We start from the raw sequence: 12,612 nt of genomic DNA, 5'->3' as shown, positions 1-12,612 counted from the left end.
GAGCTGCGGGGCGAGCGTGTGGCTGGTCAGCAGAGGCGGGTGCGGTTCAGCGGGTGGATGGTGCGCCGTAGCGCGGGTCGCGGCTGGAGGCGCGGCGGCCTTCGCGGTCTGTGCGCGAATGAGAAGGAGCGACGTTCTTCGAGGCAGTGAATCCTTCGCGGGATGCCTGCCGGATCTCCGTCTCCCGGCCTTCGACCGCAGCGGGCAAGGGGCGGGTGCGCAGGGTGAACGCGGAGGTTTGCTGGCCGTCGATGATGAGGCGGGCGGCGGCTTGGTAGGCGCCGAGGTGGGTGAGGTCGTGCGGGCTGATCAACGGTGCGGTGTGGTGCTTGAGGTCACCTGCGTCTTTCGGTGAGGCGTTGAAATAGATCTTGTTGCGGGCGTCGGCGGACAGGGCCTCGCGCAGGTCGGCCGGGAGCTGGTCGAGGTGCTGATGGGCCAGGACGAGGGAGAGACGGTAGCCCCGCGCCTCGGCTAGAACGTCGTTGATGTGGCCGGGCAGGTTCAAGAAGTTGTGGCACTCGTCAATGACGAGCGAGGCGTCGGGCCGGTCAGTTTCGGGAAGCTCGGAGCGGCGGGTGGCGGCTTGCCAGGTGTGGGCGAGCAGGATGGAGCCGAACAGCCGGGCGGCATCGTCGCCGAGGATGCCCTTGGGGAGCCGGGCCAGGATCAGTCCGCCTCGGTCAAGGAGCCTGCCGATGGGGACTGTGGTGTCCGGGCTGGCCAGCGCCTGCCGGACGAACGGACGTAGCAGGACGGCGCGGAGCTTATTCATCACCGGGCCGATGACGGTGGCCTGTCCTGCGGGGGTGAGGGCTTCGTAGGAGTCCCAGAACCCTGCCAGCAGCTCATCACTGAGCTTGGATATGGTCCGGGCTCGGAAGGCCGAGTCGGTCAGCAGCCGGGGCACATCGGCCAAGGTCGCCTTGCGGCCCAGGACATGGGTGAGAGTGAGACAGGTGGAGCGGAGCAGGTCATCCACCCGCGGTCCCCAGGCTGTGGAGAAGCAACGGTGGAAGATGGTGACGACGGAGTCGACGGCAAAGGCGGGGTCGTGTCCGGCGAGGATATTGATCGAGGGCGGCGGCGCGGGGTCTTGCGGGTCGAACACCACAGTCTTGCCGACTGCTCGCTTCGGGAGCCGGTTGAGGATGTCGGTGACCAGGTCGCCTTTCGGGTCGATGACCAGGGCGCCTCGCCCGGCGTGGGCGTCGGCGAGCACGACGTTGGCCAGGAGAGTCGATTTGCCGACGCCGGTGCCGCCGAGCACGTGGGTGTGATGGCGTGCGTCGGCCACGGGCAACGCAACGGGCCGCTGGGGGCCGCTGTCGGCGTCGCCCAGGACGCGGGCCGTCCCTCCGGCCGTGGCGCGGGGTATAGCCGGGGACGGGGCGATGGGGCGGGCTCCGGCGCGGGTGACGCCGGGAGCGTCGATGTCCCATGGCAGGTGCGCCAGTGCTGCCAGCTCGTCGACGGACAGCAGGTAGCCGCTGTCGAGGCGGCGCGAGCTGACCGCGCGACGGGGGAGCCAGAGGCGGGCTCGGCGGAGGTACTGGTGGCCGCCGCTGAAGAGGGCGAAGACGCCGGCCAGGGTGTGTGCTTGACCTCGTAGCCATCCGCGAACCAGATCAGAGGAGCCCATGCCGTCGTGGCGGGTGCTCATCGGACTGTTTGCCGGAAGGCCGGTGGAGGCTGGTTCGCGGCTGGTGGCGACGGCGTAGCGGATGGCGACCGTGTAGCGCGGTTGACCGGCTTTAGCGAGGATGGCGCGGACTTGTTCGGCGCGTTCGGGGAATTCGCGGGCCAGCTCGCTCGCGCGGTGGTGGCCTCGCGTATCTGACGGTAGGGGAAGGATCTCGTCGAAGACGCGGCCGAGGCTGTTGCGGCTGCCTCCTCCACGCAGGCGGGCGGCTGCCCGGTAGGCGTGGCGCAGGCGTTTGCCGGTGGTGGGCCGGGCCAGGATCTGTACGACAGCGTGTTCGCCTTCGCGCAGTCCGCTCATGGCTTCCAGCAACGAGCGAACCGGGTCGTGGCTGTGGTCGGTCTTGAGCGGGAAGTGTTCAGGTGCGGCTGGCACGAGCCGCCCGCCCGTGGCCTTGGTGCCCTCAGAGAAGGGAGGGGTGGCGGGTCTAGTGGTGGTGGTCGCGCCTGGCCATGCGGCGTGAATGGCCTTCTCCACGATGCCGGGCAGGATTGAGCCTGGCACCCACAGGCGGACGCGGATTCCGGCGTCGCTGCCGTGGTACTCCCACACCAGGTGCGGCTGACCGGTGAAGGCGCGTTTCCATGCCGGCCGGAGCAGGCCGACGAGTTGCCGCCACAGCACTACGGCCCCTTCGGGGTCGCTGCGGGGCGGGCTGGCGATCTCGATGAGCCGGGCCTCGGGCGCCATATCGATGTGGTGGAGCCAGCCCAGCACGTAGCGCGCGGCGGCGGCCATGGACCAAATGACGGCGAGGGCCGCAGCGAGACGGGGCCCGTAGGCGAGGGCAAGTTCAGGCAGGTGGGCGGGGAGTTCGGCCAGGAAGTCGAGCGTGGTCTGGACATCGCGGTCGTCGATCCCGCACAGCAGGCACGACCCGTCCAGGTGAGGCGACGGAGCGGTGATCACAGCGGGTCGCTCTCCTCGTCGTGGTCTTCGTCCGGGAAGCTGGAAGCGGTCTGGGCCGGTGAGTGACCGACACGGTCTGGAGGTGGGTCGTGTTGGTCGAGTTCGGCCAGGTGGGCGGGATCGGTAGTGATCAGCTGGACCTCACGGGCGGAGGCGATGACGTGGAAGGCGGCTCGGCTGGCGGGGCCGGCGACCAGGAGCGCCTCGCCGCGCTCGGCGGTGAGCAGGAACTGGCGTTCTCCGTCGGTCAGGTCGAAGGCGTCTCCGACCGTGCCGATGGCCTGCGGTGCCTGGCGCAGGAGGATCTGGTTGGCGGCGTTGGCCACGATCGCCTGCCCAAGCTCGGAGCCGAGCAGGTCGGCTGCATCTTGGGTGACGACGGCGAGCCCGGCCCAGTGCTTGCGCGCAGCCTTGGCCATTTGGAACAGGAACCGGGCCCCCTCGGGCTCCTTCATCAGCAGCCAGGCTTCGTCCACGACGACGAGGCGCTTCTTGCGGTTGCGCGGGTTGGCCACTCGCCGCCAGATGGCGTCCAGCGCCAGTAGCGTGCCGACCGCCTTCATCTCCTCAGGCAGGTCACGCAAGGAGAAGACGGTCAGGTGTCCGGCCGGCTGGGTGGTGGTCGGGCCGTCGAACAGTTCGCGGTAGGAGCCGGAGACATAGGGGGCGAGCTCCGCCGCCAGCTCCGTCTCCACGGAACCGGCTGCTTTGGTGTTTTTGGTAAGGGTTGTGGCCAGATCGGCGAGCAGCGGCGCAGGCCGAGTCCAAGTGGCGGGGTCGCGGGTGATCCCGGCCGCCTGGTAGGTCGCGATGATCGCCGAGTCGAGCACAGCCCGCATCTGCGCGGTGAGCTGCCCGCCGAGCATGGTGGCGATGAGAGTCTGCAGGAACATTGCTCGACGCGACAGCACGTTGTCACGAGGGCCCTGGCTGACGGGCAGGTCGAAGGGGTTCCATCGCACTCCGGCCGCGCCGAGGTGCAGGCAGGTGCCGCCGACCGCTCGTGCCAGGCGGGCGTATTCGTCTTCGGGGTCAACGACGGCGACCTCGACCCCTTGGTAGAGCAGGCGCAGGGTTTCGAGTTTGGTGAAGAAGCTCTTGCCCGCGCCGGAGCGGGCCAGGACGACGGAGTTATGGTTGTCCTGGGCGTAGCGGTCCCACAGGACGATGCCGGAGCTGGTGGCGCTCAGCCCATACAGGACCCCTGTCCCTCCGACTTCGGTCGTCAGGTCAGGGGAAGTGAAGGGGAAGGCAGCGGCCAGCGCGGTCGTGTCGAACGTCCGCGTCGCGTTGAGCGAGTCAACACCCAAGGGAAGGGTCGTGGTCCAGCCCTGCAGGGCGCGAAACGTCGCTGGTTGGGCATCGAGCAACAGCGAGGACGCGAGTGCCCGGACGCATTCGACCTCGGCGGCCAGTTCCGGTTCCGAGGGTGCGTGGATGGTGAGGTAGAGACCGACTTTGAACAGGCGGCCGTGGCCTCGGGCAAGGTTGTCGGCCAGGTCGGTGGCGTCGTCGGCGGCGGCCTCGGCCGCGAAGTCGGCAAGCCTGCCTTGTTGGGCGTCGGAGCGGCTGGCTGATTCCAGGCGGGCGAGCTGGCGGCGCAGCCGCATCGCGGCGACCTGCTGCGGGATGGGTTCCACGTGCAGGGACACGTCCAGGTGGCCCGGGTAGGTAAGCAGGGGTTCCAGCCAGCCCGCGCCGACCTCGCGCGGGTATCCGGCGACGGCGAATGACGCGCAGACGGCGTTGGGCAAGGCGACGGACCGTACACCGACCTGCACAGCAGTCGGGTGGAGCAGCGTCCCAGAGTCTTGACCGTGGAGATGACGGTGAAATCTCACGTGTTCCTCACGAGGTGGTGTGGGTCTGCGCCGTCGCGGAGATCGGCTCATCGAGGAGGGCCTGACCGAGCGGATGCCAGCTGCCGGGGTCGAGACACTCAGTGAGTGCTTGGGCGGCTTGTTCGGCGTCCAGGACGCGGGTGGCGATGCCGAGTGCGGCCAGGCTGCGTTCGGCTTCTGCGGCCCTGCGCAACACGACCGCGGCCGAGGCGTCGCGTCGTACCGGGCGCCGTCCCCGATTGGTGGCGGGATGGTCACGGAGCACGACGAGCACTTGCCGGGTCAGTAGCTCACGCGAGGTGTTCAGCTCGGCCAGGTAGCCGGCGTGCTCGCGGGCGGCCTGGGCCAGCGCCGGATGCGGCAGCTCGTCTGCCTGATGCTCGATGGTCTGGATCAGGTCGGACAGATCCGCAGGCCGGGCGCGGGCCAGAAGTTGCACGGGAGACTCAAGTGAGTTCAGCCATCGGCCGAACGCGCCTACCAGCGCGCCCTGCTCGCTGGTAGTGCGCAGGTGGAAGGACAGGGTGCTGGTCTCCACCAGCACGGCGACGCCTCCGTCTGCGAGTTCGAGTGCACCGTCGGTGCGGATCGCCCGTACCGGCAACCGCAGCGGTGCGGGCAGCTTGCCCCGCAGGCGGCACCACCGGGGCGGCCCGGTTGTCCCCTCAGGTGCGGCGACCAGTTCTTTCGGAGTCCGGGCGAATGACAGCGCGGTCCAGGCGAACCGGTCCAGGCTCAAGCCATCGCGTCGTCCGAGGGCGACGGTGATGCCGAGGGCGATGAGTGGGAGCAGGATGGCGGCCAGGATGACGACGGGCAGCAGCTGGTGGAACAGGTAGTAGATGCCGGCGGAGATGCCACCGGTGAGGGTGATGATGAGGATCTGGCGGAAGGTGAGCCCGTAGGCGATCTTGTCCGGCTGGTTAATGTCGGAGGGGATGCGGGCCAGGAGTGGCGGCGGTTCGGCCTCGTGCTTCATCAGCCCTCCCATCGTGGCTGACGACCAGCGCCCGGGATGCGGCGAGGTGGCGGATCGAGTCGCAGGCGGAGTTGGCCCGGGCGGGGGGCGCGGGTGGGCATGCCGGGAAGCCGGTCCTGAACCCAGGGCGAGCGGGGCCGTATCCAGGGCCGCGCGGTCGTCGCGGTGGCCGCGGAGGGTGGTGTGGGTGGGCGTGGTACGCGGGTGACAGGGAAGGGCAATGTGAGCTGTTTGCCCTGCCTGGTTCGCCTGCTGGGGGTAGATGCGGCTCCAGGTGTCGGCGTCGCTGCTGCATGGGGTGGCAGATTGAGCGGCAGTGCAAGCTGCTGCCAGGTGGGCGTGCTGCCGGGCATGGCGGCTCCCGATGATGAGCTGGGTGGAATGCGTGGGCCGGGGCGGCGGGGCCCGCGCGCTCGTGGATCTTGGGGGCCGCTGGGGCGGCCACGACCTGATGGCCTGCCGCGCCGGTGCGCGGCACGCGCAGCACCCTTGGAGGTGGCTGTGCGCCCGGCCTTGCCCAGGGCGCGGGCGGCGCCGAGCGTCTTGTAGACGATTACGGCCTTGAGTAGCCGCTTCAGCATGTTGGGTTGCCCCTGCTGCCAGATCGTCCTGGCCACCCAGCTAGGAATCTTGATCAGCACGAACAGGACGCCGATCACGATGAGCGCGTCCAGAGCCCGGTTTGCGGTGGGCTTCACCAGCGCCTCTACCGCATCGCCTGGGCCTGGGGCTGCGGGTCTGAGCGGGTAAGCGGCGGCGGAGTCGGTGAGGAACAACTTGAACGCCAGGATCAGGCCGAGGGCCTGCAGGATCTGGATGGCCAGCAGACCGGACAAGGACCGCCACCACAGCTTCGCGATTCCCTCGGTCTGCGGGAGCGCGTGACACAGCAGAGCGAGTGGTGCGGCGATGATCAGAAACAGCAGCAGCGTGACCCGGACGATGCCGATGAAGGCGAGCAGGAAACCCATCAATGCCGCCACGCCGACCAGCAGCACGAGAAAGAGCAGGGTGCCTCTGGGGTCTTTGATGAGGCCGTCGACCTTGGCGGCGATCAGGTTCCCGGCCCGCTGCCCGTCGACCCCGTCGCCGAGCAGCGCGGTGACCATGGCGTTGGCCAGTTCGATCGCGTACTGGCAGATGGTCAGTGAGGTGTTCAACGCGATTACCGCGACCACCAGGCGTGGGATGACCTCGCCGGGTGTGGTGGAGGTCTGGGCGCTGCCGTAAGCCATCACGATCACACCGCTTGCCAGCACCATAAGCACTAGGAGCGCGTTGGCGACCAGCCGTACGTGGCCGAACAGCTCCTGAACCCGTTCCAGCAGCATGGGCGGCGGGGCGGCGAGCAGGACGCTGCCTACCAGGACGAAGGCCGGGTTGATCGCGTCGGTCACCAGGCTGGTGAACCAGCCGTTCATCGCCTGATTGATCTTGCATCCGATGTCCATCCACCCGCACTCCTGCACGCCGGTGGGCGGCGAGGACGGCGGCGACTGCTGGGCTGGCGGGATCCAGGTCACCTGCGGCGAGAGGGCCGGGCTGGCGGAAGGCGACGGCGCTGGAGTTAGTGTGGGGGTCGGGGCTGCGTGTACTGGCGCGGTGGCGGCGAGCCCGGTCAGGAGAGTGACCAGAACCAGGGCCATGGCCGGCCAGGGCAGCCTCCGGAGCGGCCGGAGACGTGCGAGCTGCGGCATCGTCAGGCTCCGACGATGCCCTTGAGGATGGTCACCAGAAGGGGTGCCAGGACGGCGATGCCGTAGCCGAGGGCGGCGTAGCGCAGGGTCTTCTTGGCGGCCTCGACCTCGCCGGGGTCGCCGCCGGCCAGGATGTAGCGGACTCCGCCGACGGTGAGGAAGAGAGTGGCCAGAGCCACGAGCAGGCCGACGATGACGTTGCGCAGATTGTCGATCACCGCGTTCAGTGAGGACGGGGCGGCTGCCGTGCCGGCCAGAGTCACGCTGGTGGCGTTGGCGTAGGCGGCGGCATGGGCGATGGCGTATTCGAGCAGGGTGCCTACGACAAGGCCGCCCAGAACGACCAGGACGACGAGGAAGATCTTGAAGCTGTGGGTCTGGGATGAGGTGGTGCGGCGCGGGCGGATCATGTACTACCTCCCAGTGCGGTGGTGCGGTCGAGCTGCGGTTGCGGGTGGTTGTCCAGGGCGAGGGCAGTGCGGAGGTGCCGGTCGGCTGCGGGGCCGGATGGGCGTCCTCCTTCAAGAGCGGAAGCGTTGGGCTGGGCCGGGTGACAGGGACCGGTGACCAGGTGGCCCGCTGCCGAGGGCCGACGCCCTCCGCGCTGCCTTCTCAACTGGCTAAAGACCAGACCGAAGAGTTGAGTTAGGACATCGGAGCCAGCGGATTTTGCGCACGCTTTGCTGCTCGTCTCACGTCGACGCCGATGCCGTTGCTACCGGTTGTGCTTGAGAAGGGCTTGGTAGAGGGCGTTTTCGGCGCGCTGACGGCGCTTGAGCGCGGTGCAGTAGAGCAGGCCGCGGCGCCGGCAGTAGGAGCTGAGCGAGACGCCCTCCAGCCGCGTGAACCCGATGAGTTCCGCCTCCAGTTCAGTGATGACCCCGTCGGCGACCGCCTGAGCCAGGAGCAGATCGGGGTGACCCGCCGGATAGGCGAGCGGATGCTGCCGCTCGTCGGGGCGGTCGATGAGATCGGGATCGGCCAGCAGGCCGGGCCGCTTCGAAACGTAGGCGCGCAGGACTGTGGACTGGGCGAGCCGCGACAGCCGCAGTACCGGGTGCGACCAGGCCAGCTTCACCCGAGTCAGGGCCTCGATGTAGGCGGCCAGCACTTCGGCTTCCAGATCCTCCCGATCGGCGCGGGCAAGGCGGCCAGACTGCCCGGGGTGGATCTTGTTGGTGAGCGTGGTGGCGAGGCGGCGCAGCATTGGGATGGCGAGTGCGACGGCGGCGACCATCCATGCTCCTCGGTGGGTGCGGGCCTGGTCGATGAGGTGCCGCCAGACGTGGTCGCGGGTGGTACGCGAGCAGGACGGGTGCAGCAGGATCGCCCGCAGTTCGTTCATCGGGATCGGCCGGGCGGGGAGCCCTTGCCCGAGTGCGGCGCCGTCGACTGACAGTGGGTCCGGGCCGCGCATGAGCAGGTTGAAGGCGTGCTCGGCCACGTCCAGCGCCAGCGAACTGGCCAGGCCGGAGACGGGAAGGTCTGTGATGGACCGGCAGGAGGTGCCGGACAGGTCGCCGACATCGGAGGGTGACAGCTGGGGGGCATTGTTGTCGGCGGTCGAGCTGGCGATGTCCGAAGACAGGCGGATCGAAGAAGGCTGAGACATGGCGACGCTCCCGGAAGACGAGATCGGTTCGGACGTCGCCATCCCGCCAAAGGCCCTGGGCAAGAACCGGGCAGGAAATGATCAGACTTCGGGCACAGCAAAGATCAAGTCTGTTTTGGATCATGTCGCCGAACTAAGGATGACCTGCGAAGACGTAAGGAAGTGGCGCATACGCGCGCTGGCTGGCACGAGGTCGCACTCCGCGCCTCTTGCGTCCGAAAAGCTGCGTGACCTGCGATAACGGGATGGGGGCGAAACTCCTAGGTCAAGCTTGAGTCAAGCGGGCAGCCCCGAGCCTGGTCCCGTAGCTCGGCGGTAAGCGCCGTTGAGGACATGGCAGGCCATCGGCTGCTCAGAGATCCACGCCTGCGCTGTCTGGACGGTTGGGGAGAGCGATGGGCGCGCTGGTGCGGAGCATGCGAGCCTCGGCCATGGCGCTGGAGATGACGGCAGAGACGGCGTCAGCGGCGCGGCGTCCCGCCAGCTCCTGGATCTCCCGGGGAGGGTCACGGTCATCGATGATGAAGAGGGTTCCGTTGTGGGCGGCATGGGTGCGCACATGCCAACCGAGCTGACGTCCGGCCGCTCGCGCTGCTCGCCGAACGTCGGCAAGCTCTCCCAGTTCGGCGACCGCCTCTTGGTCGAGTATGAGCTGGCCGTAGAAGCCGCGGTACTCCGGCTTGAGACCGGCAGCCATCATCGCCTTGATCTGGTCGACGAGCTTCACGAAGCGGCGCTGGGCCAGTTCGTCCTTCCGGCTCGACACGCGAACCACCTCCCGCTGAAACGGCCTGGGCCGATGTGTTTCAGCGTAGGCCGACGCTGCCCAGCAACGATGGTCAACCCAGGTGGAAGCTGAGGACAGGCAGTGTCCGAGATATGTACAGGGCCTGGACGGAAACGCTGTGAACTGCGAAAACGTATCTGGGTAGGGGTGTGCTTGTCGGCCACGGCAGGACATAAAGATGCTGGCCCGGCAAGGAAGGGGGCCAGGCCGGCACACCCCCGAGCGGGCCAGAGCTACCTCAGTGTCCGACCCACATGCCGCGTCATTATCTGCATGATCGAATGAACGCAGAAGGTGAGCTGCCTCATTGGCGTGCGGCACATGCGCCTCCGGATCCGTGGCTGCCTCGATGGCTGGCAAGTGCCTCCGATGAGGAAACATCGCCCGCAAGCTGTGGACGGATCCGCAGGGGAGACCGAGCCGAGGAGGCCGCGAGTGCTGGACGGTAGCGGCCGACATTGCCGGACCTTTGCTTGACGGCCCGTCCTAACTCCGGCCATCAGTCCGGTATTTGGTTCAGTGACAGGGACCGCTGACCCGGTACTCGGGCCACACCCAGATGACTGAACCGGCCATCACCACCACCTCCACCACCGCCAACTCTTCGTCCACGTCCACAACGACCATCAATCCCTTCCGCGAACTCTGTATGAGCCGCGAGGCCCAGGCCCCTTCACGGGGACATCTGCCGCTGACCGTTTGGCTGGCGGCAGCCGCCACAGAATCCATCGCCGCCTGCGCGGCGGGCTGCTGCCATCCGGTCAGCGGCCCGCTGGCCCGTCACCTCATAGCCACCTGCGCTCGATTGGGCGAGACGGTGGTCCATCTCGGCGCTGGCGATCACCGGCTGGTCTCGGCCGCGTTGACGGCGGGCTGTCTGCCGGTGGCCGTCTTCACCGACGCGGCTCGTGCGGACGCGACCTGGACTCGTCTCGCGCGCACCCACACCGCCCACGACCTGGAGGTCACCGATCTACGCATCGCTGAACACAAGGACGACGAGGCGCCGCTGACCGATCTCATCAGGAGCGCAGGGCTGGTGGTGACGGAGCAGATCTGCGACCAGTCGGGCCGATGCCTGGGCCAGGCAAGCTCGCACGATGAGGCCAGGGCGCACGGCATCGCGGCGGCGGCGAGACTGGTGAAGCCGGACGGGCATCTGGCTGTGGTGACCGGCCTGCATCGCCAAGGCGATGTAGCCGACCCGATGCCGGAGATCATCACCCAGGCCCGGAGCGTGGGGCTGGTGTATCTGCAGCACATCGTCGCCCTGCGGCACTCTGCTCGCGGTGAGTGCCTCGAACCTGACCTCTTGGGCCGTGGCCTGGCCGCGTTGCAGGAGCTGCCGCAGTGCGCCGGATTGCCGGCCAGCGTCCGGGTGCACTCGGACGTGCTGCTGTTCACGCGGCCAAGGGAGCTTCGCGAGCCGCACGGACCGCAGGCGCCATCCGCGGGCAGCGCCGGCTCGCAGGCCGCCACCGGTTCCATCGCGCAGGCTGGGAGTGAGCGCTGATGGTCGAGGTGACAACGTCGGTGTGGGCCACTGGGCAGCAACCCTCGCGGGTGCAGCGGCGGGGCCGGTACGTGCCGGAGTCGATGCGGCATCCGGGCAAGATGCTGCCCTCCATCGCCGCCCGCGTGATCTCCACCTACACCCGGCCGGGTGAACTGGTCGTCGACCCGATGTGCGGGATCGGCACCACTTTGGTCGAAGCCGCCCATCTCGGCAGGCACGCCGCGGGCGTGGAGTACGAGGAACAATGGGCGCGCCTGGCCGTCGCGAACCTCGGCTTCGCCAAGAAGCACGGGGCGTCCGGCTTCGGGCGAGTGGTGGTCGGGGACTCTCGCAACATCGCCCGGCTGCTACCGGATCTGGCCGGGCGGGCGGCGCTGGTGCTGACCTCCCCGCCGTACGGAGCGGTGACGCACGGGCACATCCGCTCCACCCGCGACACTGGAGAGCCAGGCGTGCGCAAGTGGAACCACCACTACTCGACCGACCGCCGCAACCTCGCCCACCAGCAGCTCCCGGCATTGCTGGACGGGTTCGGCCACATCCTGGCCGGCTGCGTGGAACTACTGCGTCCGGGCGGAGTTGCGGCGATCACCGTGCGGCCATACCGGGTGCGCGGCGAGCTGATCGACCTGCCCGGTCACGTCCACCAGGTCGCCGAGGACGCGGGTCTGGTGTTCGCCGATCGGATCGTGTGCCTGCTGTGTGGCCTCGGCGATGGCCACCTTCTGAACCGGGTGTCGTTCTTCCAGCTATATGAAGCACGCAAGGCATGGGCGCGCGGCCTCCCCATCCACGCCGTCGCGCACGAGGACCTGCTGGTGTTCCGGAGAGTCGCGAAGCCCGTGAGTTCGCAGAAGCTGCAGAGTCTTCAGCAGGAATCGACTCCGGCATCAGCTCAGTCGGATTCCAGCCTTCGAGACGGCCGCGAGCTGAAGTAGCCCGGATCATCCCGCGTCCCGGTCCTGATCCTGGCCATGGGCGTAGACCTGCGGATATCGCTTGTGCGTGCCATGAAGGTAACCGTCGATAGCGCCACGATCAGCCCGTCCCGCGCCAGACCCACATGCCTAGGGCTGTAGCCGCCCGTCCATGAACGGCGGTCCCCAGCAGGGGCCGGTCGGGGCCGGGCCGGTGGCGTAGCGCTCACCGCAGCCCGCCACGGTCACAGCGGCTGCGCATCTCGCGTGGCCCACCACGGCTCCTGTTCATCAATGTCACGGAGGTCATGCATGACTAGCACGATCCCAGCCCAGCCCCAGGCGACCGAGGCCCTTGAACGGCCGGAGGTAGTCAGCCTGCTGACGGCCGGACGGCTACTCGGGATGGGCCGCACCAAGGCATATCGCCTGGCCAAAGCAGGCGAGTTCCCGTGCCGGGTGCTGCGCATCGGCGGCCGGTACGCGGTGCCGGTGCGCGGGCTGCGGGCGCTTCTTGAACCCACTACCCGAGGCGGCAACGACAGCCGCCCGGCAGGCTAGTACTACAGCCAGGCTTTGTGATCTGTAGTCTGTGGTCATGCCTGATGAGTTAACCGCTGATGATCTTCAATCATGGGTGTCAGGGCTGGAT

Annotated in this window: 10 protein-coding genes; 3 read left to right on the top strand and 7 right to left on the bottom strand. The window is 68.3% G+C overall.

The window, feature by feature from the left end; translation table 11 throughout:
• Nucleotides 1–46: 46 nt before the first annotated feature.
• The 7 genes from ACWCSU_RS49705 to ACWCSU_RS49675 all read right to left on the bottom strand — a co-directional run bounded on the left by ACWCSU_RS49705 (nucleotide 47) and on the right by ACWCSU_RS49675 (nucleotide 9,506).
• Nucleotides 47–2,611 carry a type IV secretory system conjugative DNA transfer family protein gene (locus ACWCSU_RS49705; RefSeq protein ID WP_449943975.1) on the bottom strand — a complete coding sequence of 855 codons (2,565 nt, stop codon included), beginning with the start codon at nucleotides 2,609–2,611 and terminating at the stop codon, nucleotides 47–49.
• The gene (locus tag ACWCSU_RS49700; RefSeq protein ID WP_449943972.1) at nucleotides 2,608–4,365 is read right to left on the bottom strand and encodes a VirB4 family type IV secretion system protein; all 1,758 of its coding nucleotides are present in this window, start codon (nucleotides 4,363–4,365) and stop codon (nucleotides 2,608–2,610) included. The genes ACWCSU_RS49705 and ACWCSU_RS49700 overlap by 4 nt, the downstream gene beginning before the upstream one ends.
• 94 nt (nucleotides 4,366–4,459) lie before the next feature.
• Entirely contained in the window at nucleotides 4,460–5,431 is a 972-nt protein-coding gene (locus ACWCSU_RS49695) for a PrgI family mobile element protein (protein ID WP_449943969.1), read from the bottom strand.
• The gene (locus ACWCSU_RS49690; protein WP_449943966.1) at nucleotides 5,431–6,882 is read right to left on the bottom strand and encodes a hypothetical protein; all 1,452 of its coding nucleotides are present in this window, start codon (nucleotides 6,880–6,882) and stop codon (nucleotides 5,431–5,433) included. The genes ACWCSU_RS49695 and ACWCSU_RS49690 overlap by 1 nt, the downstream gene beginning before the upstream one ends.
• Nucleotides 6,883–7,130: 248 nt before the next feature.
• A complete protein-coding gene (locus tag ACWCSU_RS49685; protein ID WP_449943963.1) occupies nucleotides 7,131–7,538 on the bottom strand; it encodes a pilin in 408 nt (135 codons plus the stop codon).
• Between the two features lie 305 nt (nucleotides 7,539–7,843).
• Nucleotides 7,844–8,782 carry a hypothetical protein gene (locus ACWCSU_RS49680; RefSeq protein WP_449943962.1) on the bottom strand — a complete coding sequence of 313 codons (939 nt, stop codon included), beginning with the start codon at nucleotides 8,780–8,782 and terminating at the stop codon, nucleotides 7,844–7,846.
• Nucleotides 8,783–9,092: 310 nt separating this feature from the next.
• Complete coding sequence (locus tag ACWCSU_RS49675; protein ID WP_449943960.1) at nucleotides 9,093–9,506, bottom strand: hypothetical protein; 414 nt, start codon at nucleotides 9,504–9,506, stop codon at nucleotides 9,093–9,095.
• Between the two features lie 580 nt (nucleotides 9,507–10,086).
• Between ACWCSU_RS49675 and ACWCSU_RS49670 the strand changes: the two genes are divergently transcribed.
• From ACWCSU_RS49670 to ACWCSU_RS49660, 3 genes are all read left to right on the top strand, one after another.
• Nucleotides 10,087–11,040, top strand: coding sequence for a hypothetical protein (locus ACWCSU_RS49670; RefSeq protein WP_449943958.1), 954 nt, complete (start codon nucleotides 10,087–10,089; stop codon nucleotides 11,038–11,040).
• A complete protein-coding gene (locus ACWCSU_RS49665) occupies nucleotides 11,040–11,981 on the top strand; it encodes a TRM11 family SAM-dependent methyltransferase (RefSeq protein ID WP_449943955.1) in 942 nt (313 codons plus the stop codon). Before ACWCSU_RS49670 ends, ACWCSU_RS49665 begins: the two co-directional genes overlap by 1 nt.
• 291 nt (nucleotides 11,982–12,272) lie before the next feature.
• Complete coding sequence (locus ACWCSU_RS49660; RefSeq protein WP_397361407.1) at nucleotides 12,273–12,521, top strand: helix-turn-helix transcriptional regulator; 249 nt, start codon at nucleotides 12,273–12,275, stop codon at nucleotides 12,519–12,521.
• Nucleotides 12,522–12,612 lie beyond the last annotated feature (91 nt).

The organism is Nonomuraea sp. NPDC001699, from assembly GCF_053596455.1.
Note: the sequence above shows the minus strand (reverse complement) of the source record. Positions and strands in the feature narration are given on the sequence as shown.

Bases quoted from the DNA above. Each gene is read 5' to 3' on its own strand.
- ACWCSU_RS49685 (WP_449943963.1), bottom strand. From the start codon at position 7,538: ATGATCCGCCCGCGCCGCACCACCTCATCCCAGACCCACAGCTTCAAG.
- ACWCSU_RS49670 (WP_449943958.1), top strand. From the start codon at position 10,087: ATGACTGAACCGGCCATCACCACCACCTCCACCACCGCCAACTCTTCG.
- ACWCSU_RS49680 (WP_449943962.1), bottom strand. From the start codon at position 8,782: ATGGCGACGTCCGAACCGATCTCGTCTTCCGGGAGCGTCGCCATGTCT.
- ACWCSU_RS49665 (WP_449943955.1), top strand. From the start codon at position 11,040: ATGGTCGAGGTGACAACGTCGGTGTGGGCCACTGGGCAGCAACCCTCG.
- ACWCSU_RS49695 (WP_449943969.1), bottom strand. From the start codon at position 5,431: ATGAAGCACGAGGCCGAACCGCCGCCACTCCTGGCCCGCATCCCCTCC.
- ACWCSU_RS49660 (WP_397361407.1), top strand. From the start codon at position 12,273: ATGACTAGCACGATCCCAGCCCAGCCCCAGGCGACCGAGGCCCTTGAA.
- ACWCSU_RS49690 (WP_449943966.1), bottom strand. From the start codon at position 6,882: ATGGACATCGGATGCAAGATCAATCAGGCGATGAACGGCTGGTTCACC.